The sequence below is a fragment of the Escherichia sp. MOD1-EC6475 genome, assembly GCF_003046645.1.
Classification (GTDB): Bacteria; Pseudomonadota; Gammaproteobacteria; order Enterobacterales; family Enterobacteriaceae; genus Escherichia; species Escherichia ruysiae.
On the sequence record NZ_PZKQ01000017.1, the window covers coordinates 17899 to 40820 of the forward strand.

Sequence of the window (22922 nt, forward strand, 5' to 3'; positions counted from 1 at the left end):
CTCAGTGCGTTGAAGAAGGTTTCACATGCTGCAACCAGCGTTTTTCCGCTTTACGGAACAGGCTTATCAGGACATAAGATATAATTAAATAGAGCACAGCGGCAATGCCGAAGGCGGTAAATGGTTGATAAGTGGCGGCGTTGATATCGCGAGCAATTTTCAGCAGATCCGGCACCGTGGCGGTGAAAGCCAGCGCAGTAGAGTGCAGCATCAGGATCACTTCGTTGCTGTATGCCGGTAACGCAATACGCAGCGCAGAAGGCAAAATAATGCAGCGATACATTTTAAAGGTCGAGAAGCCATAGGCTCTGGCGGCTTCAATTTCCCCATGCGGCACTGAACGAATTGCCCCGGCAAAAATCTCGGTAGTGTAAGCGCAGGTGTTAAGCGTCAGCGCCAGCACGGTACAGTTCAGGCCACTGCGGAAAAAGGCGTTAAGGAACTCGGTTCCCTTAACAATCTCCAGCGTGTACATGCCGGAATAGAACACCAGCAACTGAACATACAGCGGCGTACCGCGAAAAATATAGGTAAATAACCAGATTGGAAACTGGATGTATTTATTACTTGAGACGCGACCAATCGCCAGAAACAGCGCCAGGACTCCGCCTATCACTACCGACAAAATAAGCAGCCACAGAGTGATCGCCACACCAGTAAAGCGATAACCGTCGGTCCACAGCAGTGGTTTCCAGTATTCATGTAAGATTTCGATCACAGGTCAGCCCTCTTCACACCCACGGAGTAGCGGCGCTCAAGGAACAGCAGCACACCATTGGAAACGGTGGTGAAAACCAGATAAATCACGCCGCAGACGATGGCGAAATAGAACGGTTCCCAGGTACTTTTACCCGCAAGTTGCGTGGCTTTGACCACATCTTCCAGGCCGAGTAACGAAACCAGAGCGGTAGATTTAAGGATCACCTGCCAGTTGTTGCCAATGCCTGGCAGGGCGTAACGCATCATCGCCGGAAACATGATCCGCCGAAACACTTGCCCACGAGTAAAACCAAACGCCGTCGCCGCCTCTATATGCCCTTTCGGCACTGCCATAAAAGCACCACGGAACGTTTCGGTAAAATAAGCACCGTAGATAAAACCGAGAGTGATAATACCAGCGACCATCGGATCGATATCAATCTGCCCGACGCCCATCGCCTCCGTCACCGTGTTTAGCGCAATCTGCAAACCGTAGAAAATCAGCAGCATCAACACCAAGTCCGGCACGCCACGAATCAGCGTGGTGTACCCTTCGAAAATCAGCCCCGAAAGCCGATTTTGCGAGAGCTTACCGCCAGCGCCAATTAAACCGATGATTACAGCGAGCACTACAGAGCTGATCGCCAGCTCCAGCGTGACGAGCGCACCCTGTAAAATAACACCTGAAAACCCATACAACATGCTGCCTGTCCTGTCGTGTGTGGTGAATTACCGTCTCTTGTCTCCCTCCGGTTACCCGAAGGGAGCGGGCTTTCTTTCACCGATGGCGATTAACCACCATAAACATCAAAATCGAAGTACTTTTTCGCTAATTTCTCGTAAGTACCGTCAGCGCGCATTTCGGCAAAGGCTTTGTTCAGTGCCTCGCGCAGTTCGTTATCTTCTTTACGCAGGCCCATGCCGGTCCCTACGCCAAACAGTTTTTCATCTTTAACAGACGGACCACCGAATTTGTAATCTTTACCGACGGGTTGTTTGAGGAAACCTTCGCTGGCAGCGACCTCATCCTGGAACGCGGCATCAATACGTCCGGCAGTCAGGTCAGAATAAATGTTGTCCTGCCCCTGATACGAGACGATTTCAATGCCTTTTGGTGCCCAGTGTTCATTACCGAACGTCTCCTGAGTGGTGCCCTGCAATACGCCTACCCGTTTGCCTTTCAGCGACTCGACTGTCGGCTGAATGTCGGAATTTTTCGCCACCACCAGACGAGAATCGGCAGCGTACAGTTTGTCGGTGAAGGCAATTTCTTGCTGACGTTTTTCCGTAATGGAAAGCGATGACATGATGGCGTCAATCTTCTTCGCTTTTAAGGACGGGATTAACGCATCCAGCGGGTTTTCGACAAACGTACATTGCGTATTGATGCGCTTGCACAACTCCTTCGCCAGATCGATATCGAAGCCAACCAGTTCGCCTTGTGAATTTTTTGATTCAAATGGCGCATAGGTCGGATCGGTGCCGATGCGGATGTTTTGCGGGATCGCAGCAAACGCTGCAGTTGCGCTGGAGAAGGCCAGAACCAGAGAGAGCGATAGCACCAGTTTTTTCATAATGTCCTCAACTGACAGTCTTTTTATAGGGAATATTTACAGGTTTGTTACACTTATCGTGCCATAAAATTGACCATCAAGGCAAAATATCCCGCCCCGTTAGACGTATTATTTTTCATTAAAAATGCTTAAGTATGCATTTCAATGCACCACGATAGTGCAACAAACCTGGCGTGCACCATGATGATTCCCCATCAGGCGCTACTTCCCTGCGACGTATCAGTCACCATAGACATTAAAGTCGAAATACTTTTTCGCCATCTTGTCGTAGGTGCCGTCCTGACGCAGTTCGCCAAGCGCCTTATCAAAGGCGGCTTTCAGTTCGGCATCATCTTTACGTAGCCCTACGCCTGTACCATCACCGAAGTATTTTTTGTCTTTCACTGATGAGCCAGCAAAGGCGAACTCTTTACCGGCGGGTTGCTTGAGGAAACCTTCGCTGGCAGCCACTTCATCCTGCAGAGCGGCATCCAGACGACCTGCATCCAGATCGGAATAGACCAAATCCTGGTTAGCATAGGCCACCACATCGACGCCTTTACTGCGCCAGTTGTCATTAGCATACGCTTCCTGGGTGGAGCCTTGCAGCACGCCAACATGTTTACCTTTCAGTGAATCCAGCGTCGGCTGGATCGGCGAACCTTTGGCAGCAATCAAACGGGAATCTGCGGCGTACAGCTTGTCGGAGAAGGCAATCTCCTGCTGACGTTTATCGGTAATGGAGAGCGACGAAATAATGGCGTCGATTTTTTTCGCTTTCAGTGAGGGGATCAGCGCATCAAAGTCACTGGCAACCCAGGTACATTTCACCTGCATCCGTTTGCACATCTCGTTACCGAGATCGATATCAAAGCCAACAAAGTCACCTTTGGCATCTTTCGATGAGAACGGTGCATAGGTGGTATCCGTTCCGATACGTACCGTCTCCGGCAGCGCCGCATAGCTGGAAGCCGCTGCGGAGAGACCGACTAACAAAGACAGAGCGAGAATCGACTTCTTCATACATAACCCTCAAGTGAAATGGCTTTTTTATGTTGTGTATTGTGTTGTGTGTTGCAGGCTCTTTCATGCAGGTCTTATGCCATCTTGCCGACAGCAGAAACATTCGATGTTAAATATGTTAATAAGACGTTGCGTTATTGTCCTGAAGTTGAAGATAGCAGGTATGACGGTTCAATCGCAGCGTTTCGATTCAATGACAGGAACAAAATGTCGAGGATTTGATCGCGGTTGCAAAATTGCCCTGAAACAGGGCAACAGCAAAGTTATACGCCCTGCCAGCGGGCAAAGAGATCTTCGGGAAGGGTTATCGCAAACTGGTCAAGTACACGGTTAACCGTCTGATTTATCACATCATCAAGCGATTGTGGGCGATGATAAAACGCCGGAACGGGAGGCATAATCACCGCACCAATTTCCGCCGCCTGAGTCATTAACCGCAGGTGGCCTAAGTGCAATGGTGTTTCACGCACGCAGAGCACCAACGGGCGACGCTCTTTCAGCACCACGTCTGCCGCACGGGTCAGTAAACCATCGGTATAGCTATGGACAATGCCGGAAAGGGTTTTGATTGAACAGGGTAAAATCACCATCCCCAACGTCTGGAAAGAACCGGAAGAAATGCTGGCAGCAATATCGCGCGCATCGTGCGTCACATCGGCTAACGCTTGCACCTCGCGCAGGGAAAAATCCGTTTCGAGGGATAAGGTCTGGCGCGCCGCCTGGCTCATCACCAGATGCGTTTCAACATCTGCGACATCGCGCAGAACCTGTAATAAACGCACTCCATAAATCGCGCCACTGGCACCGCTGATGCCTACAATGAGTCGTTTCATAAATAGTTGCCCTGTCAAACTTGCAGGCAGACTTTGCAGGATTTCGGCGGGAGTTGCAAGTCAGGGTGCCAGACCGGCACCCTGCGTGAAGGCGTCATCCTTCGTTATGCATTTCCAGATTTTCTACTTCGTTCTGGCGCTGCACCGCTTTGGCGTCGTCATTACGTAAAGTATCGAGGAAATCGAGGTAGCCCTGATCAACATCTTTGGTGACGTAGACGCCGTTGAACACCGAGCATTCAAACTGCTGGATATCCGGGTTTTCAGCGCGAACGGCTTCGATCAGATCGTTGAGATCCTGGAAGATAAGCCCGTCAGCACCAATGATCTGGCGAATTTCATCCACTTCACGACCGTGGGCGATAAGCTCCGTGGCGCTCGGCATATCAATACCATAAACGTTCGGGAAGCGAATTTCCGGTGCCGCAGAGGCGAGGTAAACTTTCTTCGCTCCGGCTTCGCGTGCCATCTCGATAATCTGCTCAGAAGTGGTGCCACGGACGATGGAGTCATCAACCAGCAGGACGTTTTTATCACGGAACTCGGCGCGGTTGGCGTTCAGTTTACGGCGCACAGACTTACGGCGCAGCTGCTGACCCGGCATGATAAAGGTGCGGCCAACATAGCGGTTTTTGACGAAGCCCTGGCGGTACGGTTTACCCAGAATTCGAGCGATTTCCAGCGCGATATCGCAGGAAGTTTCCGGGATTGGAATAACCACGTCGATATCCAGATCTTCCCATTCACGGGCAATTTTTTCGCCAAGTTTCGTGCCCATATTGACGCGGGCGCTGTAAACAGAAATTTTGTCGATGAACGAGTCCGGGCGGGCGAAGTAAACATACTCAAACAGGCACGGATTGCTGACCGGATTGTCGGCACACTGGCGGGTAAACAACTGTCCGTCTTCAGTGATGTAAATCGCTTCACCAGGAGCGACATCACGCAGGAACTCAAAGCCCAGGGTGTCGAGCGCAACGCTTTCAGAAGCGACCATATATTCTGTGCGATTCTCATCAATATCGCGCTTCCCTAACACCAGCGGACGAATGCCGTTAGGATCGCGAAACGCGACCATACCGTGGCCGATAATCATCGCCACACAGGCATACGCGCCACGGATCTGGCGGTTTGTGGCGGCAATGGCGGCAAAAATGTTGTCGGCTTCCAGCGGGTAATGGCGAAAGTTGTCCAGTTCACTGGCGAAGATATTGAGCAGAATTTCCGAGTCGGAAGTAGTGTTGATGTGGCGGCGTTTTTCTTCAAACAGCTTTTTACGCAACTCGTGAGCGTTAGTCAGATTGCCATTATGGGCAAGCGTGATGCCATACGGGGAGTTAACGTAAAACGGCTGTGCTTCAGAGGCGCTGGAGCTGCCAGCCGTAGGGTAACGCACATGACCAATGCCCATATTGCCCTGCAAACGCTGCATATGGCGAGCTTCAAATATATCGCTCACCAGACCGTTCGCTTTACGCAAACGGAAGCAGTTATTGGCATCAATGGTGATGATGCCAGCGGCATCCTGACCGCGATGCTGAAGCACCGTTAAGGCATCATAAATCGATTGGTTAACCGGCATAACACCGGCGATACCGACAATACCGCACATACGTCTTTTTCCTCGTTAAGCCACATCTCAGAACCGTTAGATCCTGGGCAAGAAACTTGACGAGCTTTGCAGATAATCAAAAAACCATCTGATGATAAAACTGAACTGCGGGATCAGCTGTGATTTGCTCCAGTCTTCGCTTTTCGACACTCCGGTAAAGGAGTCGAGAAAGAAAAGAATGGCAGCAACAATCAGCACACCACGCAACGCACCGAAACAGACGCCCAGCACCCGATCGGTGCCTGACAACCCTGTTTTCTCCACTAGCTGGCCTATCACGAAGTTCACGATAGCGCCAACGATAAGTGTGGCAATAAACAGTACCGCGATGGCAATCCCATTTCGAACCAGTTCGTCTTCAAAGCCCGTAAACCAGGGTGACAGGTAAGTGTAGTAATGACTGGCGACAAAGAAAGCACACCCCCATGTCACCAGCGATAACGCTTCACGAACAAAGCCACGGATCAGGCTAACCAGAGAGGAAAAAGCAATCACCGCGATTATGGCGTAATCAATCCAGACCATATGTGTCCCACGATTTTACGCCCTGTCATCCTGTTCGGGGCGCATTCTAACAGAAAAAGAAAACGTTTGCGTAGGGATTTCCTTCCCACGCATCAATAAAAATGGCGCTGAAAAAATATTCAACGCCATCGGTTTTTTTGCCTTTGCGGCATCGGGCAATACGTGTCGGATGCGGCGTGAACGCCTTATCCGACCTACAGGGCTGCTCCTGTTCGGGCCTGATAAGATCGCATCAGGCAAAACCGTATTAATTCGGCGTATAGCCCATTACCACGCCGCTTAAGCCAGAAAGTTGCTTCAGCTCACCCAGCGAGCCTTTCAGCTTCTCTTTCGAAGCATCCGGCCCAACCAGAATACGGGTAATTTTACCCTGTACTGGCGTTGACGGCGACGTATAAACCCGGTATCCCGCACCGCGCAATTTACCAACAATCTCATTCACTTTGTCGGCATTTTTCAGCGCGCCCAGTTGCACAACATAGGCTTTACCCGTCGGTGCAGCTTTTTCCTCCACGACCGGTTTCGGTTCTGGCTTCGGCGCAGGCGGTGCTTCTACTTTCGGCTTAGGCGGCTCCACCGGTTTTGGTTTCGGTGGAGCGACCGGTGCAGGTTCCGGTTCAAACTCGGTATTATTGGCCGCAATAATTGCCGGATCGAGCGAAGGTGCCGCAGCATCGCCCGCACGCACCTCCTCTGCAGCCCCTTCAGGCGGCTGTGTCGGCAATGCCTGGGTAGCGGCTGGCATCATATCAGGCTCATCGCGATCGCCCGCTTTAGGCACCAGCGGGATTGCCGCGAACTCATCCTGATAATGTTTTTTCTGCCCGTCCAGCAGCCCTGGCAGCACAATCACTCCCAGCGCCACCAGCACTATTGTGCCAACTAACCGATTCTGAAACTTACTCGCCACCGCTTCTCCTCGCGTCAATCACTTCCATGACATGTGCGACCGTGTGGAATGAACCACACACCAGCACGGTATCTTCCGGTTTAGCGTCCGCCATTGCGGCATCCCATGCCTGCGCAACGCTATCAAATGATTTGCCGTAACCCAAATGCTCAAGCAGTTGTTCTGCCGTGGCACCGCGCGGCCCTTCCAGTGGCGCACAATACCAGTCATCCACCACGCTTTTCAACCAGGCCAATGTCCCAGCAATATCTTTATCATGTAGCATACCGATTACTGCCAGTACGCGCCCGTTTTTCGGTAACGCTTTCATACGCCCGGTAAGATATTCTGCCGCATGGGGATTATGGGCGACATCAAAAATGACGCGTGGCGACTCGCTCACAATCTGGAAACGTCCCGGCAAAATTGCGCTGACAATACCATCGCGAATTGCCTGCTCACTGACCTCCAGGCCGCTGGCACGCAGCGCCGCCAGCGCCGTTGCGGCATTCGGTTGTGGGACAAGCGGTAACGGCAGGTTTTCCAGCGTACCGTGTGCGTCGGTAAACGACCAGTCATGGTCGCTGACGGAATAATTCCACTCTACGCCTCGACGTCGCAACAGTGCGCCCTTCTCATGCGCCACATCGGCGATGGTGTACGGCATTTCAGGTTCACCAACGATCGCCGGTCTTTCACTGCGGAAGATCCCTGCTTTCTCGCGACCAATGCTTTCGCGATCTGGCCCCAGCCAGTCGGTATGATCCAGCGCAATGCTGGTCACCACGGCCACATCAGCATCGACAATATTGGTGGCATCCAGACGACCACCCAGCCCCACTTCCAGAATTACCACATCAAGTTGCGCCTGTTTAAACAGCCACAGCGCCGACAACGTGCCGTATTCAAAATAGGTCAGGGAAATATCACCGCGTGCCGATTCAATCTCAGCAAAAGAGGCGGTGTGAGCCGATTCTGGTAGTTCCTGACCCTGTACACGAACGCGCTCGGTATAACGCACCAGATGCGGCGAACTGTAAACACCCACTTTGTACCCTGCCGCCATGAGTATCGATTCCAGCGTGCGGCAGGTTGTGCCTTTGCCATTAGTACCCGCAACGGTAAACACAAACGGTGCTGGTTTCAGAACGCCGAGACGCGCTGCCACCTGGCTTACGCGCTCAAGGCCGAGATCGATAGTCTTACTGTGCAGGTTTTCCAGATAAGAAAGCCACGAAGCCAAAGGCGACGCGGCTTGAGGTGTGCGTTTGATAATCATGGTATCCGCTGATTCATTACGGGGATAATAGCAAAAGGGCAGAGCCAGCGGCCCTGCCCTTATCAGTTATCAGGCCTCAGGTTCCTGATCCGGTGCTGGTGGCACCACTTCGCCTTCACGTGGCGCTTCAGGATTTGGCGCTGGCAGATTCATCAGCTTCGCCAGAATGCTCGCCAGTTTCAGGCGCATTTCCGGACGGCGGACGATCATGTCGATCGCGCCTTTTTCGATCAGGAACTCACTGCGCTGGAATCCCGGCGGCAGTTTTTCGCGAACGGTCTGTTCAATAACACGCGGGCCGGCAAAGCCGATCAACGCTTTCGGTTCAGCAATATTGAGATCGCCAAGCATCGCGAAACTTGCAGAAACGCCGCCCATGGTCGGATCGGTCAGTACGGAAATGTACGGCAGACCGCGCTCTTGCATTTTCGCCAGCGCCGCAGAGGTTTTCGCCATCTGCATCAGCGACATCAGCGCCTCTTGCATACGTGCGCCACCAGAGGCGGAAAAGCAGATAAGCGGGCAGTTGTCTTCCAGCGCCTGCTCAACGGCACGCACAAAACGAGCACCCACTACGGATCCCATTGAACCGCCCATAAAGGCAAATTCGAAGGCAGCAGCAACGACCGGCATTCCATACAGGGTGCCTTTCATTACTACCAGCGCGTCTTTTTCGCCGGTTTCTTTCTGTGCTGATGCCAGACGATCTTTATACTTTTTGGAGTCACGGAACTTCAGCACATCTTTCGGCTCAAGCTCGCTACCCAGCTCCACAAGGCTTCCTTCATCTAACAGGCTATGCAGGCGATTACGCGCCGTCATACGCATGTGATGGTCACACTTCGGACAGACCTCAAGATTACGTTCCAGCTCTGCACGGTATAAAACCTGACCGCAGCTATCACACTTAGTCCACACACCTTCAGGAATACTTGCCTTGCGGGTGGGAGTAATGTTGCTTTTAATTCGTTCAATCCAGCTCATTAGGGACCTTTCTGTCTGAACCTGGTTCGATGCCAGTTTTATCTTTGGGGACGCATAATGCCATTTTTGCCCCCAACAGACCATCAATGTTGCACATTAAAACATAACAGCCCGAAACTTTGGATAAAAAAGTGGTCGAACCGCCGAGTTACTTTATTTTGCGGCGCGTGCCGCAGCGCGTTTGTGACGGATAATTTCGATGACGCCCGGCAATATGGAAACCACAATAATCCCGACGATCAGCAGCTTAAGGTTATCCTGAACCATTGGGATTGTACCGAAGAAATAGCCTGCGTAGGTAAAAAGCAGTACCCATAACAGCGCGCCGATCACATTGTAAGCGGCGAAATGACGGTACGACATGTGGCCCATCCCCGCAACGAACGGGGCGAACGTTCTGACGATCGGCACAAAACGGGCGAGAATAATGGTTTTGCCGCCGTGTTTCTCATAAAACTGATGCGTTTTGTCGAGATAGCTACGACGGAAAATTTTCGAGTTCGGATTACTGAATAATTTCTCACCGAACAACCGTCCGATGGTGTAGTTGACTGCATCACCAACAATCGCGGCGATTAACATCAGTATGACCATCATATGAACATTGAGATCGTTGGTTTCAAGCGAAGCCAGTGCTCCAGCGACAAACAACAGCGAATCTCCCGGCAGAAACGGTGTCACCACCAGACCAGTTTCACAGAACAAAATCAAAAACAGGATTGCATAAACCCAGACGCCATACTCTGCGACCAGCTCCGCCAGATGCACATCAATGTGCAGGATAAAATCGATGAGGAAATAAATCAGGTCCATAATTGCCTATGCCTTTTGCTCTTACTCTTTCAGGCCGTAACTGCGTTGGCTACGACCTGAAATGTTCAGAGCATTATTCTCATTAGTCCGCCAGAAATAGCGGGCCCATTGGCGGCTTTGGAAGATCAAATCGGTCAGGGTAATCCACCGCAACCAGATACAGACCTTCCGCTTTCGCCGTTGCTGCCGCCAGCGTTCTGTCCTTTGCCGCCAACAGCTCTGCTATCCAGCTCTCTGGCTGGTTGTGGGCACCGACCTCCATCAGGCTGCCAACAATATTCCTCACCATATGGTGTACAAAGGCATTCGCTTTGATATCTACCACCACATAAGGACCGTGACGCGTGACATTAATATGCATAACGTTGCGCCACGGGGTTCGGGACTGGCACTGCACCGCACGGAACGAGGTGAAATCATTCTCGCCCAGCAAGCATTGCGCAGCCCGATGCATCCGTTCAGCGTCCAGCGGTTCGTAAAAATGGGTTACCCCTTTACTCAGTACCGCCGGGCGCAGCCGATGATTGTAGATGATGTAGCGATAACGGCGAGCCGTGGCGCTAAATCGGGCATGAAAATCATCAGGTACAGCTTTAACCCAACGCACGGCGATGTCACCAGGTAAATTCGCATTTACGCCCAACGTCCACGCAGCGTCTTTGCGCTGCGCGGTGGTTTCGAAATGCACAACCTGCCCGGTGCCGTGTACACCTGCGTCAGTACGCCCGGCGCAGAAGACGGTAATCGGTTCGTTCGCCACCTGGGAGAGCGCCTTTTCCAGCTTCTCCTGCACACTGCGGACTTCGTTCTGCCGTTGCCAGCCGTAATACTTACTGCCGTCGTACTCAATGCCCAGCGCAATTTTATAAACTGGCGGTTGTTGCTGGTCGGACATTAGTACAGGTACTCCTGCACCAGTTTTTCAGCGATCTTCACTGCCATCAATGCGCCGCCAAAGCGAACGTTATCAGCCACCGACCAGAACTGAATTTGTTCCGGCATACCATAGTCATTACGCACGCAACCAACAGAAAGATGCGGCGACCCGGAAGCATCGCCCACCTGCGTTGGAAATTCATTCTCTTCAGAAAGCTCAATATCTTCGCTTTGAGCAAACGCATCACGCGCTTCTTCCGCCGCCAGCGGACGCAGTGCTTCAAAGTTGACCATCTGAGCATGACCATAAAATACCGGTGCCTGGACGATGCTTGCCGAAATCATCAGCCCTTCGTCCTGCAGGATTTTGCGTACTTCGTCAACGATACGACGTTCTTCACGCACGCTACCTTCGCTATCCGGCAGTAACGGCAGCATGTTGAACGCCAGCTGACGACCAAAGAAATCTTCTTCATCAATCGGAATACCGTTGAGCAATTTCGCGCTCTGCCCTGCTAACGCATCGACCGCTTTTTTACCCTGGGCGGAGGCAGAAATCAGGCTGGTGACGCTGATACGAGACAAACCGCCCTGATCGATTAACGGTTTCAGTGCTGCCAGTAACTGACTGGTCAGGCTATCAGGAACAGCAATAACGTTGCGATTACGGTAGTCCGTCAGTACAAAAGGATTCACTTCCGGCACCACCAGCGGTACGTCGGGTTCGAGAGCAAACAATCCGCTGCTGTCGATCACCAGACAACCCGCGTTGGTCGCTTCTTCAACCCAGGCAGCGGTCGCTTCTTTGCCTGCGACAAAAAATGCAAGTTGCGCCTGCGTCCAGTCAAATTCAGCGGCATCCTGCACGGTGATTGTCTTACCACCAAAGCGCAGATGTTCACCTGCGCTTTCGTTACGTGCCAGTGCATAAATTTCCCCAACCGGGAACTGACGTTCAGCCAGCGTTTCAAGCAGGGCTTCGCCCACAGCGCCAGTTGCGCCCAGGACGGCAATGTTCCAGCCTTCAGACATGGTGGTTTACTCCAGAAATAGCAAAGCTCCCTGCCAATATTACAGCAGAGAGCATGAAGAAGAGATTAACGTGCCGGATGATGAACGGCGTTAAAACCCAGTTTACACAGTAATGCCGCCGCGCTGGCGTCATCACAGATCACATACAGAGACGACCATTCACGGCGCTCAAGGTAGTTTTTGCGCAGTTTATCAAACTCACCCGGTATCCCGGCGACTTTACGCAGCGGTGCGTCATCGCGGCGCACATCATACACCAAATGCACCAGCCTTTTCAGCGTTGGCTGATCGAGCGAGCCATGCAGCGTAATGCGACCAAACTCTGGCGTTGGCAATAAGGTATCCAGCGCAACGTGCTGCTCATGACCAATAAATTTGCTGTATGCTTCAAATACTTGTGTGGTTCCGCGCGCTTTTCCTTCCAGGGTATAACCGGCGATATGCGGCGTGCCGATATCCACTTTCTTCAACAGTTCTACGTTGAGTTCCGGCTCCCCTTCCCAGACATCCAGCACCACGCTTAACTTCTGGCCTTCGTTCAGGCAAGTCAATAACGCGGTATTATCAACGACCGCGCCACGGCAAGCGTTAATCAAAATCGTCCCTGGCTTCAGGCGGCGGATCAATTTTTCATCCGCCAGATGTAGCGTTTTGTACGGCCCATCTTTAAAGAGCGGTGTATGGAAAGTCAGAATATCCGCGTGCTGAACCAGCTCATCAAGAGAACGGAAATCTCCCTCATCCCCACGATCGGCGCGTGGCGGATCGCAAAGCAAGGTTTTAATCCCCAACGCCTCCAGCCGCGCCTGTAATCGACGACCGACATTACCGACGCCCACAATCCCCACGGTACGGTCATGCAGTGAAAATCCATCGCGTTCGGCAAGCATCAGCAATGACGAGAAAACGTATTCCACTACCGCAATCGCATTACAGCCAGGTGCCGCAGAAAAACCAATTCCCGCCTGCTTCAACCATGCCTCATCAACATGGTCTGTCCCTGCCGTGGCAGTGCCAACAAATTTTACCGGTTTCCCCGTCAGCAGCGACGCGTTCACTTTTGTGACTGAACGCACCATCAGCGCATCTGCATCATCCAGTTCAGCGACTGGAATTGGACGCCCCGGAACCGCTTTCACCTCACCCAGACGGCTAAATAATTCGCGGGCATAAGGCATATTTTCATCAACAAGGATTTTCACGTTTGTGCTACCTGTATGAGAACGAGAGTTAACCGGACAAGTGTGCCATAATCTCGCGGCCAGGCATACTTGCGATGATTTCAGGTATAAGGATACGTAATGATACAACCTCTTTCAGGCCTTCCACCTGCGCAACCACCAGGTCAGGGGGATAACCTGTCGTCTGGCGCAGGCAATCAGCCTTTATCCAGCTTGCAACGTACCGCGTTGGAAAGTTTGATGACCAAAATAACTTCGCTGACGCAACAGCAGAGAGCGGAATTGTGGGCCAATATAAAGCACGACATCGGTCTGCCGGGTGATTCACCTTTGCTTTCACGCCACTTCCCGGCCGCAGAACAAAACCTTGCGCAACGTCTGCTGTCTGCGCAAAAAAGTTATTCTGTCCGCCAACTTCTGGCTCAATTGGGGGAGTATTTACGTCTGGGGAATAATCGTCAGGCCGTCACGGATTATATCCGGCATAATTTTGGTCAGACGCCGCTGAATCAACTCTCACCAGAGCAGTTAAAAACCGTCCTGACTCTGCTACAGGAAGGGAAGATGGTTATCCCGCAGCCGCAACAGCGCCAGGCGACCGATCGACCTTTATTACCAGCGGAGCACAATACGCTCAAACAACTGGTCACAAAACTCGCGGCAGCCACGGGGGAACCCAGTAAACAGATCTGGCAATCGATGCTGGAACTTTCAGGGGTGAAAGATGGCGAGTTGATTCCGGCGAAACAGTTTAATCATCTGGTCACCTGGTTACAGGCGCGTCAGGCGTTAAGTCAGCAACACACACCGACGCTGGAGTCGCTCCAGATGGCGCTAAAACAGCCACTGGATGCCAGCGAGCTGACGGTATTATCGACCTATGTTGAGCAAAAGTATGGCCTTTCTACGCATTCAGCCCTGACTTCTGCACAGGCCGAGGATATCCTTAACCAGCTCTATCAGCGGCGGGTAAAAGGCATTGAACCGCGTGATATTCAACCGCTGTTCAATCCCTTTACCCCATTAATTGACACGATACAAAAAATGTCAATGCGCCCCAGCTTGTGGATATTATTCGTCGTCATCATTGTGATGTTGTTTTGGCTGGTGAGTTAACCCCGGCGAAATGCCAGTATCGTCACGATAATCCCCAGCACCGCCGATATCGCCCCGGCAAGAAATACCGAAGAGTAGCCAAACGAGGTCGCCAGCACTCCCGCCAGCGGCCCGGAAACGCCGAGGGCGATATCCTGAAACGCGGCATAGCCGCCGAGCGCAGTACCGCGAACCTGGGAAGGAACACGTTTAACCACTTCCACACCCAGCGCAGGGAAAATAAGCGAACACCCAGCTCCGGTTAACGCCGCGCCAGCTAACGCGACCCACGCCCCCGGCGCCTGCCAGAGCAGCAACAGTCCTACCGTTTCCACCAGCAGAGAGACAATCGCCACTTTTACGCCGCCAAAACGGTCTGGCATCCAGCCAAACATCACGCGCATAACGACAAATGCGCCGCCAAAGGCAGTGAGCGTAAAGCCCGCCATCGCCCATCCTTTGCTGGCAAAGTAAAGTGAAACAAAAGTCCCGATAACCGCAAAGCCAACACCCTGAAGCGCCAGTCCTAGCCCTGGTTTCCAGATAAGCCCAACAACGCTCCACAGCGATGGGCGTTCTCCCGCCATTGCCGGTACTTTGCGTACTGTGCCATTGCAGCCCCACGCCAGTAAGGGTAATGCCATTGTGGTGAGCGCCAGTGCGGCAAAACCATAATGGCTATGAATCAGTAAGCCAAGCGGTGCGCCGACTGCCAGTGCGCCGTAAATGGCCATTCCGTTCCAGGACATCACTTTACCAGAGTGTTTCGGCCCGACAATGCCTAATCCCCATGTCAAAGCCCCTGTCAGCAACTGACTTTCACCAAAGCCAAGAATCAAACGTCCGACAACCAGCAGAGTAAATTTAATCGGTGCAGAGACGGGTAAAAGCGCCGCCAGCAGCAACGCGCCGCCAGCCAGACCACAAGCTAACATCCCCTGAAGCGCCGAACGTTTTGCGCCATATTGATCGGCCAGCCGCCCGGCGTAACCACGCGTCAGCACCGTAGCCAGAAACTGAATGCCGACGGCAATCCCGACCATGGTGTTGCCATAGCCCAGTTCATGATGAACAAACAGCGGGATAACCGGCAACGGTAACCCTACGGTCATGTAAGTTAGAAAAACCGCAAAGGCGATACGAAAGAGTGAAAAATTGGCAGAAGATCGTGTTTCTGTTTGGCTTACAGCAGTCATGCATTACTCCAGAATGCAGCGCAAGGCGAGGAGTGTCCCCGTCTCATCTCTCTGGTTTTCAGGGTTACGGTGCGTCGCGTACGTGTTTTCAGAAGGCAATTGACAAAGCGGGAAGTTTGCCTGGAAGCGGCAGCGATTGTCAACGATGTGAAAAAGGGAACCATCAGGTTCCCTTTTGCGTTGCTGTCGGATGCGACGCTGGCGCGTTTTATCCGACCGACTCTACCTATTAATCTTTCAGCTTACGCATTACCAGCGTGGCGTTAGTGCCGCCGAAGCCGAAGCTGTTAGACATAACGGTGGTCAGTTCGCGATCGGTTGTTTCGGTCACGATGTTCAGACCCGCCGCCTGCTCGTCCAGCTCCTCAATGTTGATGCTCGGGGCGATAAAGCCGTGTTCCAGCATCAGCAGAGAGTAGATAGCTTCCTGCACACCCGCCGCGCCCAGTGAGTGACCGGTCATTGCTTTGGTTGCAGAAATTGCCGGGCTCTTGTCGCCAAACACTTCACGGATAGCCGCCAGCTCTTTCACGTCGCCAACCGGAGTTGAAGTACCGTGAGAGTTCAGGTAGTCGATTGGGGTATCAACGCCGTGCATCGCCATCTTCATGCAGCGAACTGCGCCTTCACCAGACGGAGCAACCATATCTGCGCCATCAGACGTTGCGCCGTAGCCAACGATTTCAGCGTAAATGTGAGCGCCACGTGCCAGAGCGTGTTCCAGCTCTTCCACCACGACCATACCGCCGCCGCCAGCAATAACGAAACCGTCACGATGAGCGTCATAAGTACGGGAGGCTTTTTCCGGGGTGTCGTTGTATTTGGTAGACAGCGCGCCCATTGCGTCGAATTCGCACGCCATTTCCCAGCACAGCTCTTCGCCGCCGCCAGCAAACACGATATCTTGTTTGCCCAGTTGGATCTGCTCGACTGCGTTACCGATACAGTGTGCGGAAGTCGCACACGCGGAGCTGATGGAGTAGTTAACACCGTGAATTTTAAACGGTGTGGCGAGGCAGGCAGAAACGCCAGATGCCATCGCTTTGGTGACCACATACGGGCCAACCGCTTTCAGGCCGCGCGGGCCACGCATTGCGTCAGCACCGAACACCTGGAAACGCGGGGAACCGCCGCCGGAACCTGCAATCAGGCCAACGCGCGGGTTATTCTGGTAAGCTTCCGGAGAGAGGCCAGCATCTGCAATTGCCTGCTCCATAGAAAGGAATGCATAGATGGATGCGTCGCTCATAAAGCGCACAACTTTGCGGTCAATGAGGCCAGTGGTATCCAGTTTTACGTTGCCCCAGACGTGGCTACGCATGCCGGAATCCTTCAGCTCCTGAGAGAAAGTGATCCCTGAGCGTCCTTCACGCAGAGATGCCAGGACTTCCTGCTGGTTATTACCGATGCTGGAAACAATGCCCAGGCCAGTAATCACTGCACGTTTCATTCAATACCTCTGTAAGTCGCACATAGAGTAAGTTTCGAATGCACAATAGCGTACACTTGTACGCCGAACAAGTCCGATCAGACAATTTATAGAGAAATTTGCGCGGCCTGACACACATCGCTAAGATCGAGCCACCGCCTGTAAGACGAGTAACTTACGTGAAACACTACTCAATACAACCTGCCAACCTCGAATTTAATGCTGAGGGTACACCTGTTTCCCGAGATTTTGACGATGTCTATTTTTCCAACGATAACGGGCTGGAAGAGACGCGTTATGTTTTTCTTGGGGGTAACCAATTAGAGGCACGTTTTCCTGCTCATCCAGATCCTCTGTTTGTGGTAGCGGAGAGCGGCTTCGGCACCGGATTAAACTTCCTGACGCTTTGGCAGGCATTTGATCAGTTTCGCCAGGCGCATCCGCAGGCACAATTGCAGCGATTGCATTTCATTAGTTTTGAGAAGTTTCCCCTCACCCGTGCTGATTTAGCGTTAGCGCATCAACACTGGCCGGAACTGGCGCCGTGGGCGGAACAACTCCAGGCGCAGTGGCCTTTACCCTTGCCCGGTTGCCATCGTTTATTGCTCGATGAAGGACGCGTAACGCTGGATTTATGGTTTGGCGACATTAACGAACTGACCAGCCAACTGGACGATTCGCTGAATCAAAAAGTGGATGCCTGGTTTCTGGACGGTTTTGCGCCTGCGAAAAACCCGGATATGTGGACGCAAAACCTGTTTAACGCCATGGCACGTCTGGCGCGTCCTGGCGGCACGCTGGCGACCTTCACATCTGCCGGATTTGTCCGTCGCGGTTTGCAGGAAGCCGGATTCACAATGCAAAAGCGTAAGGGCTTTGGGCGGAAACGGGAAATGCTTTGCGGCGTGATGGAACAGACATTACCACTCCCCTCCTCCACGCCGTGGTTTAACCGTACAGGTAGCAGCACACGGGAAGCCGCAGTTATCGGCGGCGGTATCGCCAGCGCGTTATTGTCTCTGGCGCTGTTGCGGCGCGGCTGGCAGGTAACGCTTTATTGCGCGGATGATACCCCTGCGCTGGGTGCTTCTGGCAATCGCCAGGGGGCGCTGTATCCGTTGTTGAGCAAACATGATGAGGCGCTGAACCGCTTTTTCTCTAATGCGTTTACTTTTGCTCGTCGGCTTTACGATTTATTGCCCGTTAAATTTGATCATGACTGGTGCGGCGTCACGCAGTTAGGCTGGGATGAGAAAAGCGAGCATAAAATCGCGCAGATGTTGTCGATGGATTTACCCGCAGATCTGGCGATGGCGGTCGATGCAAATGAGATTAAAGGCGTTACAGGTGTTGCGACAAATTGTGGTGGTATCACTTATCCGCAAGGCGGCTGGCTGTGTCCGGCAGAACTTACCCGTAATGTGTTGGAACTGGCGGAACAGCAAGGTTTGCAGATTCGTTATCAGCATCAGTTAAAGGATTTATCCCGTAAAGATGATAAGTGGCAACTGACATTTGCGGATAGTCAGCAAACGATGCATAGCGTGGTGGTACTGGCGAACGGGCATCAAATTAGCCGTTTCAGCCAAACATCGCCTCTGCCGGTGTATTCAGTTGCCGGGCAGGTTAGCCATATTCCGACAACGCCGGAACTGGCGAAGCTGCGGCAGGTGCTGTGTTATGACGGTTATCTCACGCCACAAAATCCGGCGAATCAGCATCATTGTATTGGTGCCAGTTACCATCGCGGTAGTGAGGACACGGCGTACAGTGAAGATGATCAGCTGCAGAATCGCCAGCGGTTGATTGATTGTTTCCCGCAGGCGCAATGGGCGACAGAAGTCGATGTCAGTGAAAAAGAGGCTCGTTGCGGTGTGCGTTGTGCTACCCGCGATCATCTGCCAATGGTGGGAAATGTGCCCGATTATGACGCAACGCTCGCGGAATATGCCTCGCTGGCGGAACAGAAAGATGAAGCGGTAAGCGCGCCGATTTATGACGATCTGTTTATGCTTGCAGCTTTGGGTTCGCGTGGTTTGTGTTCTGCCCCACTGTGTGCCGAAATTCTGGCGGCGCAGATGAGCGACGAACCGATTCCGATGGATGCCAGTACGCTGGCGGCGTTAAACCCGAATCGGTTATGGGTACGGAAATTGTTGAAAGGTAAAACGGTGAAGTCCGGGTAATCAGCTTTGCCATTGTTTGTCGGATGCGGCGTAAACGCCTTATCCGACCTACGGTAACATGCAGGCCTGATAAGACGCGGCAAGCGTCGCATCAGGCATAGTGCTCCAGACGCCAACAACTTACTGCTGTGAAGCCTGCTGAAACAGGTTTTCCCACATATCGGTCACCAGCGCCTGGTCACGCGGCGACAACTCACCTGCGCCAATGGCTTTTTCCAGACTCTGGCTAACGGTTGTATGCACCGCCTGGGCGGAGTGGTCATCACCACTTTCCAATTCTGCGATGGCTAATGTCAGGTGGCCACGCAAATATCCACTGGCAAACAACTCATCATCACTGGCATGGTCAACCATACCGTCGATTAATGCCAGAATGCGTGATTCAAACTCCGCGATCATCTTCTTTCCTCATTGTAAAACGTGGCGCTGGCTTCAGTTGAGCTCTTCCGGCCACGGGAACTGTTCCGCCGTAAGTTCCGGCGTGTGATAATAATTTTGTAATGCGTTTATGAAGCGTGCCGGACGTTCGGGAATACCGTTTGCCAGATAATCCATGACCTGAGCATGTACCCGCCGTTGAAACACCACGCGATCCGGTTCGAAGTCGCCTTCCAGATTGTCGCAGCTAACATTAAACGGATATCCCGCCGCCACGCAGAACAACCAGTCGAGCGCCTGCGGCTTAACTTCAACATCTTCAAACTGGCTTTGCGTCTGGGCATCGCGTCCGTCCGGGCAATACCAGTAACCGAAATCAACCAGTTCACGGCGGGCTTTCCCGGCAATACACCAGTGCGAAATCTCGTGGATGGCGCTGGCATAAAAACCATGAGCAAAGACGATTCGGTTATACGGTACTTCCGCATCAGCAGGAAGATAGATCGGCTCGTCGTCGCCTTTAATCAGACGGGTATTAAATTCATCGGCAAAGCAGCCATTAAAAATTTCAATCAACTGCTCGTAGTGGTGTGTACTGTTCATTAGTTCATCCCCAACCAGTGGAGGATCTCCTGTCCGTGGCTATCGTAAAGTAATTTGGCACTCATCACCGCCGAGACGATAACAATCATCGGGCGGATCAGCTTTTGTCCTTTGCTCAACACCAGTCTTGAACCCATGCGCGCGCCGAGGAACTGCCCCACCAGCATCACAAAGCCCGTCGCCCAAATCACTTTGCCGCCGAGAATAAACAGCAACAGGCCGCCGATGTTTGAGGTTGCGTTGAGTAATTTGGCGTGGGCGGTGGCTTTGGCAAGATTAAATCCGCACAGCGTAACGAAGGCCAGCGCATAAAACGATCCGGCTGCCGGACCAAAGAATCCATCGTAAAAACCGACACAACCACCGGCAATTAACGCGAAAGGTAGGCCGTACATCCGGCGCTGGCGATCTTCTTCTCCCAGTTTGGGCATCAGCAAGAAATAGAGACCGATACAAATCACCAGGATGGGTAAAATCTGCCGTAGCACATCAGCCTGCACGTACTGCACCAGCAATGCGCCGCTCATTGAACCAACAAAGGTCATGGCGATATTGAGTTTCTGATCGCTTAAGCTGACGACTTTGCGGCGAATAAAATAGATAGTAGCGGAAATAGAGCCACCGCAGGCTTGCAGTTTATTGGTTGCCAGCGCGTTAGCCGGAGACATCCCCGCCGCCATCAATGCCGGAATGGTGAGTAACCCACCGCCACCGGCAATCGAGTCAATAAATCCCGCCAGCATGGCGACAAAAAAGAGAACGCCCAGCAATAGCGGGGAGACCATAAACAGGCTATTAAACGTTTCCATTAGATCACGTGCTCATCCAGTAGCGCCTGGCAGGAAGGCGGCAACGGAGGCGGTGTCTTCTTCTCAGGCTTGGTTGTTCCTGGTTTCGGTGGTTCAAACCAGCTTTGCAGTTCTGCCCCGCAGCCATCGCCCGGCGGCGGTAAAGGTTGATCTTCACACTCCAGACTATCGGCAGGACAACGTAATCGTACATGCATATGCGCACGATGCTGGAACCAGGGTCGCACTTTACGCAACCAGTCGCGATCGGTGCCCGCATCAAGGCAAAGTTGTTGTTTAATCGCCGGATTAACAAAAATGCGGGTGACGTCTTTGTCCTGCGCAGCGAGTTTGATCAGGCTGAAAATTTCCGGCTTCCACAGCGTCGGGACGACGTGTTTGCCGTCGCGGGAAACTAAGTCCAGTGCCTGCGGGCGCAAGAGCTGCGCGGAGGTCCAGCGTTTTTTCGGCAGTTGCAGGAAGATATCCACATCCAGTCCGGTCTGGTGGCTGGCGTGACCGCCGTTAAAACGCCCACCAGCGGGCATCCCCATATCGCCAATCAGCACCGTGCCCAAACCCAGATTGCTCACCTGGCTACTCAGTCGCTGGATAAACATCACCAGATCCGGGTGTCCAAAATAGCGACGCTGGTCGGTACGCATCACCTGATAATGTTCGGACTGTACCGGCAGCGTGTCAGCGCCGACGATACAACCATTAGAAAAACTGCCTATCGATTGTGCGCTACCCGGCACAGGTTGGGTTATTTTTTGCCACGGCGTCGCTGCCAGGCTGGCGCTACTGGCAAGCAGGGCCAGCAGCGCAATCGCGGTTTTGTTCATGTTTTACCAGCGTGGAATATCAGTCTTCACATCGGCATTTTGCGCCCGTTGCCGTAACAGGTGATCCATCAAAACGATCGCCAGCATCGCTTCAGCGATCGGCACCGCGCGGATCCCGACACAAGGGTCGTGACGGCCTTTGGTGATCATCTCAACTTCTTCGCCAAAGCGGTTAATGGTGCGCCCAGGCACGGTAATGCTGGAGGTCGGTTTCAGCGCCATATGGGCAATGATTTGCTGCCCGCTGCTGATGCCACCAAGAATGCCGCCTGCGTGGTTGCTCTGAAAACCTTCTTTGGTGATTTCGTCGCGATTCTGGCTGCCGCGCAGCGCCACCACGTCAAAACCATCGCCAATTTCCACGCCTTTCACCGCGTTGATGCTCATCAGCGCGTGGGCGATGTCGGCATCCAGGCGATCAAAGACCGGCTCGCCAAGTCCGGCGGGGACGCCACTGGCAATAACGGTCACTTTCGCTCCGATAGAATCGCCCTCTTTTTTCAGCGCGCGCATCAGTTCATCTAAGGCGTCGATTTTGTCCGGGTCCGGGCAGAAGAACGGATTTTGCTCGACCTGCGACCAGTCTTTGATTTCCAGCGGAATGTCGCCCATTTGGGTCAGGCAACCGCGAATCTCAATACCAAATTTCTCAGCGAGATATTTTTTGGCAATCGCCCCTGCCGCAACGCGCATGGCGGTTTCACGGGCGGAAGAACGTCCGCCGCCGCGATAATCGCGCAGGCCGTATTTTTGTTCGTAGGTGTAATCGGCATGACCCGGACGGAAAACGTCTTTAATTGCGCTGTAATCCTGGGAACGCTGGTCGGTGTTTTCGATCAACAAGCCAATGCTGGTGCCGGTGGTGACGCCTTCAAAAACGCCGGAGAGAATTTTGACCTGATCCGGTTCACGACGCTGGGTGGTATAGCGCGATGTCCCAGGGCGACGACGGTCGAGGTCATGTTGCAGATCCGCTTCCGTCAGCGGAATTCCTGGCGGAACACCATCGACGATACAGCCGAGCGCCAGCCCGTGCGATTCGCCGAAGGTGGTTACGCGAAAGAGTTGTCCAATTGTGTTTCCAGCCATCACGGCTCCGTTAT

At 52.9% G+C, this 22922-nt stretch carries 23 protein-coding genes; 2 read left to right on the forward strand and 21 right to left on the reverse strand.

Annotated features, from left to right (window positions below; all coding sequences use genetic code 11):
- Position 1 precedes the first annotated feature (1 nt).
- The 14 genes from A7589_RS05445 to pdxB form a co-directional block, all read right to left on the reverse strand.
- The gene (locus A7589_RS05445; RefSeq protein WP_000569957.1) at positions 2 to 718 is read right to left on the reverse strand and encodes an ABC transporter permease; all 717 of its coding nucleotides are present in this window, start codon (positions 716 to 718) and stop codon (positions 2 to 4) included.
- Entirely contained in the window at positions 715 to 1401 is a 687-nt protein-coding gene (gene hisQ, locus A7589_RS05450; RefSeq protein ID WP_000965518.1) for a histidine ABC transporter permease HisQ, read from the reverse strand. Before hisQ ends, A7589_RS05445 begins: the two co-directional genes overlap by 4 nt.
- Positions 1402 to 1490: 89 nt before the next feature.
- A complete protein-coding gene (hisJ, locus tag A7589_RS05455) occupies positions 1491 to 2273 on the reverse strand; it encodes a histidine ABC transporter substrate-binding protein HisJ (RefSeq protein WP_000737621.1) in 783 nt (260 codons plus the stop codon).
- A 219-nt stretch (positions 2274 to 2492) separates the two neighbouring features.
- Positions 2493 to 3275, reverse strand: a complete 783-nt coding sequence (argT, locus tag A7589_RS05460) for a lysine/arginine/ornithine ABC transporter substrate-binding protein ArgT (protein WP_000748253.1) — start codon at positions 3273 to 3275, stop codon at positions 2493 to 2495.
- A gap of 263 nt (positions 3276 to 3538) precedes the next feature.
- Positions 3539 to 4108: a flavin prenyltransferase UbiX gene (ubiX, locus tag A7589_RS05465; protein WP_000825692.1), complete on the reverse strand. Its 570-nt coding sequence runs from the start codon at positions 4106 to 4108 to the stop codon at positions 3539 to 3541.
- Positions 4109 to 4202: 94 nt separating this feature from the next.
- A complete protein-coding gene (gene purF / locus A7589_RS05470; protein ID WP_000334208.1) occupies positions 4203 to 5720 on the reverse strand; it encodes an amidophosphoribosyltransferase in 1518 nt (505 codons plus the stop codon).
- A 36-nt stretch (positions 5721 to 5756) separates the two neighbouring features.
- A complete protein-coding gene (gene cvpA / locus A7589_RS05475) occupies positions 5757 to 6245 on the reverse strand; it encodes a colicin V production protein (protein ID WP_000262106.1) in 489 nt (162 codons plus the stop codon).
- A gap of 247 nt (positions 6246 to 6492) precedes the next feature.
- On the reverse strand, positions 6493 to 7155 hold the full coding sequence (dedD, locus tag A7589_RS05480) for a cell division protein DedD (protein ID WP_000146984.1): 663 nt from the start codon (positions 7153 to 7155) through the stop codon (positions 6493 to 6495).
- The gene (folC, locus tag A7589_RS05485; RefSeq protein ID WP_000584591.1) at positions 7145 to 8413 is read right to left on the reverse strand and encodes a bifunctional tetrahydrofolate synthase/dihydrofolate synthase; all 1269 of its coding nucleotides are present in this window, start codon (positions 8411 to 8413) and stop codon (positions 7145 to 7147) included. The genes dedD and folC overlap by 11 nt, the downstream gene beginning before the upstream one ends.
- A gap of 69 nt (positions 8414 to 8482) precedes the next feature.
- Positions 8483 to 9397, reverse strand: coding sequence for an acetyl-CoA carboxylase, carboxyltransferase subunit beta (gene accD, locus A7589_RS05490; protein WP_000118402.1), 915 nt, complete (start codon positions 9395 to 9397; stop codon positions 8483 to 8485).
- 153 nt (positions 9398 to 9550) lie between these two features.
- On the reverse strand, positions 9551 to 10210 hold the full coding sequence (locus A7589_RS05495; RefSeq protein ID WP_000364323.1) for a DedA family protein: 660 nt from the start codon (positions 10208 to 10210) through the stop codon (positions 9551 to 9553).
- 82 nt (positions 10211 to 10292) lie between these two features.
- Positions 10293 to 11105, reverse strand: coding sequence for a tRNA pseudouridine(38-40) synthase TruA (gene truA, locus A7589_RS05500; RefSeq protein ID WP_001283589.1), 813 nt, complete (start codon positions 11103 to 11105; stop codon positions 10293 to 10295).
- Positions 11105 to 12118 (reverse strand): aspartate-semialdehyde dehydrogenase, encoded by a 1014-nt coding sequence (locus A7589_RS05505; RefSeq protein WP_001289153.1) that lies wholly within the window; start codon positions 12116 to 12118, stop codon positions 11105 to 11107. Before A7589_RS05505 ends, truA begins: the two co-directional genes overlap by 1 nt.
- A 65-nt stretch (positions 12119 to 12183) precedes the next feature.
- Positions 12184 to 13320, reverse strand: a complete 1137-nt coding sequence (gene pdxB, locus A7589_RS05510) for a 4-phosphoerythronate dehydrogenase PdxB (protein ID WP_000699164.1) — start codon at positions 13318 to 13320, stop codon at positions 12184 to 12186.
- Positions 13321 to 13419: 99 nt separating this feature from the next.
- Between pdxB and flk the strand changes: the two genes are divergently transcribed.
- Entirely contained in the window at positions 13420 to 14415 is a 996-nt protein-coding gene (gene flk / locus A7589_RS05515) for a flagella biosynthesis regulator Flk (protein WP_000615848.1), read from the forward strand.
- Here the strand turns inward: flk and A7589_RS05520 are convergent.
- Positions 14412 to 15590 carry an MFS transporter gene (locus A7589_RS05520; RefSeq protein WP_000127794.1) on the reverse strand — a complete coding sequence of 393 codons (1179 nt, stop codon included), beginning with the start codon at positions 15588 to 15590 and terminating at the stop codon, positions 14412 to 14414. The two genes, flk and A7589_RS05520, sit on opposite strands and share 4 nt — an antisense overlap.
- Positions 15591 to 15819: 229 nt before the next feature.
- Complete coding sequence (fabB, locus tag A7589_RS05530; protein WP_000817178.1) at positions 15820 to 17040, reverse strand: beta-ketoacyl-ACP synthase I; 1221 nt, start codon at positions 17038 to 17040, stop codon at positions 15820 to 15822.
- Positions 17041 to 17198: 158 nt separating this feature from the next.
- Here fabB and mnmC point away from each other — a divergent pair, with 158 nt between their 5' ends.
- Complete coding sequence (gene mnmC, locus A7589_RS05535) at positions 17199 to 19205, forward strand: bifunctional tRNA (5-methylaminomethyl-2-thiouridine)(34)-methyltransferase MnmC2/FAD-dependent 5-carboxymethylaminomethyl-2-thiouridine(34) oxidoreductase MnmC1 (protein ID WP_000683765.1); 2007 nt, start codon at positions 17199 to 17201, stop codon at positions 19203 to 19205.
- A 120-nt stretch (positions 19206 to 19325) separates the two neighbouring features.
- Here mnmC and A7589_RS05540 read toward each other — a convergent pair whose 3' ends face one another.
- From A7589_RS05540 to aroC, 5 genes are read right to left on the reverse strand one after another with little or no spacing between them, the layout of a single operon-like run.
- On the reverse strand, positions 19326 to 19604 hold the full coding sequence (locus tag A7589_RS05540; RefSeq protein ID WP_000559764.1) for a YfcL family protein: 279 nt from the start codon (positions 19602 to 19604) through the stop codon (positions 19326 to 19328).
- A gap of 33 nt (positions 19605 to 19637) precedes the next feature.
- Positions 19638 to 20186, reverse strand: coding sequence for an elongation factor P hydroxylase (epmC, locus tag A7589_RS05545; protein WP_001089209.1), 549 nt, complete (start codon positions 20184 to 20186; stop codon positions 19638 to 19640).
- Positions 20186 to 20995, reverse strand: coding sequence for a sulfite exporter TauE/SafE family protein (locus A7589_RS05550; RefSeq protein ID WP_000447361.1), 810 nt, complete (start codon positions 20993 to 20995; stop codon positions 20186 to 20188). Before A7589_RS05550 ends, epmC begins: the two co-directional genes overlap by 1 nt.
- Positions 20995 to 21819, reverse strand: a complete 825-nt coding sequence (gene mepA / locus A7589_RS05555; RefSeq protein ID WP_001043829.1) for a penicillin-insensitive murein endopeptidase — start codon at positions 21817 to 21819, stop codon at positions 20995 to 20997. The genes A7589_RS05550 and mepA overlap by 1 nt, the downstream gene beginning before the upstream one ends.
- A 3-nt stretch (positions 21820 to 21822) precedes the next feature.
- A complete protein-coding gene (gene aroC, locus A7589_RS05560) occupies positions 21823 to 22908 on the reverse strand; it encodes a chorismate synthase (protein ID WP_010351484.1) in 1086 nt (361 codons plus the stop codon).
- Between the last annotated feature and the right edge of the window lie 14 nt (positions 22909 to 22922).

Excerpts from the sequence above, each read along its gene's own strand:
- truA (WP_001283589.1), bottom strand. The coding sequence starts at position 11,105 with ATGTCCGACCAGCAACAACCGCCAGTTTATAAAATTGCGCTGGGCATT.
- hisQ (WP_000965518.1), bottom strand. The coding sequence starts at position 1,401 with ATGTTGTATGGGTTTTCAGGTGTTATTTTACAGGGTGCGCTCGTCACG.
- A7589_RS05550 (WP_000447361.1), bottom strand. The coding sequence starts at position 20,995 with ATGGAAACGTTTAATAGCCTGTTTATGGTCTCCCCGCTATTGCTGGGC.
- A7589_RS05520 (WP_000127794.1), bottom strand. The coding sequence starts at position 15,590 with ATGACTGCTGTAAGCCAAACAGAAACACGATCTTCTGCCAATTTTTCA.
- A7589_RS05540 (WP_000559764.1), bottom strand. The coding sequence starts at position 19,604 with ATGATCGCGGAGTTTGAATCACGCATTCTGGCATTAATCGACGGTATG.
- flk (WP_000615848.1), top strand. The coding sequence starts at position 13,420 with ATGATACAACCTCTTTCAGGCCTTCCACCTGCGCAACCACCAGGTCAG.
- folC (WP_000584591.1), bottom strand. The coding sequence starts at position 8,413 with ATGATTATCAAACGCACACCTCAAGCCGCGTCGCCTTTGGCTTCGTGG.
- epmC (WP_001089209.1), bottom strand. The coding sequence starts at position 20,186 with ATGAACAGTACACACCACTACGAGCAGTTGATTGAAATTTTTAATGGC.
- argT (WP_000748253.1), bottom strand. The coding sequence starts at position 3,275 with ATGAAGAAGTCGATTCTCGCTCTGTCTTTGTTAGTCGGTCTCTCCGCA.
- fabB (WP_000817178.1), bottom strand. The coding sequence starts at position 17,040 with ATGAAACGTGCAGTGATTACTGGCCTGGGCATTGTTTCCAGCATCGGT.
- accD (WP_000118402.1), bottom strand. The coding sequence starts at position 9,397 with ATGAGCTGGATTGAACGAATTAAAAGCAACATTACTCCCACCCGCAAG.
- A7589_RS05505 (WP_001289153.1), bottom strand. The coding sequence starts at position 12,118 with ATGTCTGAAGGCTGGAACATTGCCGTCCTGGGCGCAACTGGCGCTGTG.
- A7589_RS05495 (WP_000364323.1), bottom strand. The coding sequence starts at position 10,210 with ATGGACCTGATTTATTTCCTCATCGATTTTATCCTGCACATTGATGTG.
- cvpA (WP_000262106.1), bottom strand. The coding sequence starts at position 6,245 with ATGGTCTGGATTGATTACGCCATAATCGCGGTGATTGCTTTTTCCTCT.
- hisJ (WP_000737621.1), bottom strand. The coding sequence starts at position 2,273 with ATGAAAAAACTGGTGCTATCGCTCTCTCTGGTTCTGGCCTTCTCCAGC.
- purF (WP_000334208.1), bottom strand. The coding sequence starts at position 5,720 with ATGTGCGGTATTGTCGGTATCGCCGGTGTTATGCCGGTTAACCAATCG.
- ubiX (WP_000825692.1), bottom strand. The coding sequence starts at position 4,108 with ATGAAACGACTCATTGTAGGCATCAGCGGTGCCAGTGGCGCGATTTAT.
- aroC (WP_010351484.1), bottom strand. The coding sequence starts at position 22,908 with ATGGCTGGAAACACAATTGGACAACTCTTTCGCGTAACCACCTTCGGC.
- mepA (WP_001043829.1), bottom strand. The coding sequence starts at position 21,819 with ATGAACAAAACCGCGATTGCGCTGCTGGCCCTGCTTGCCAGTAGCGCC.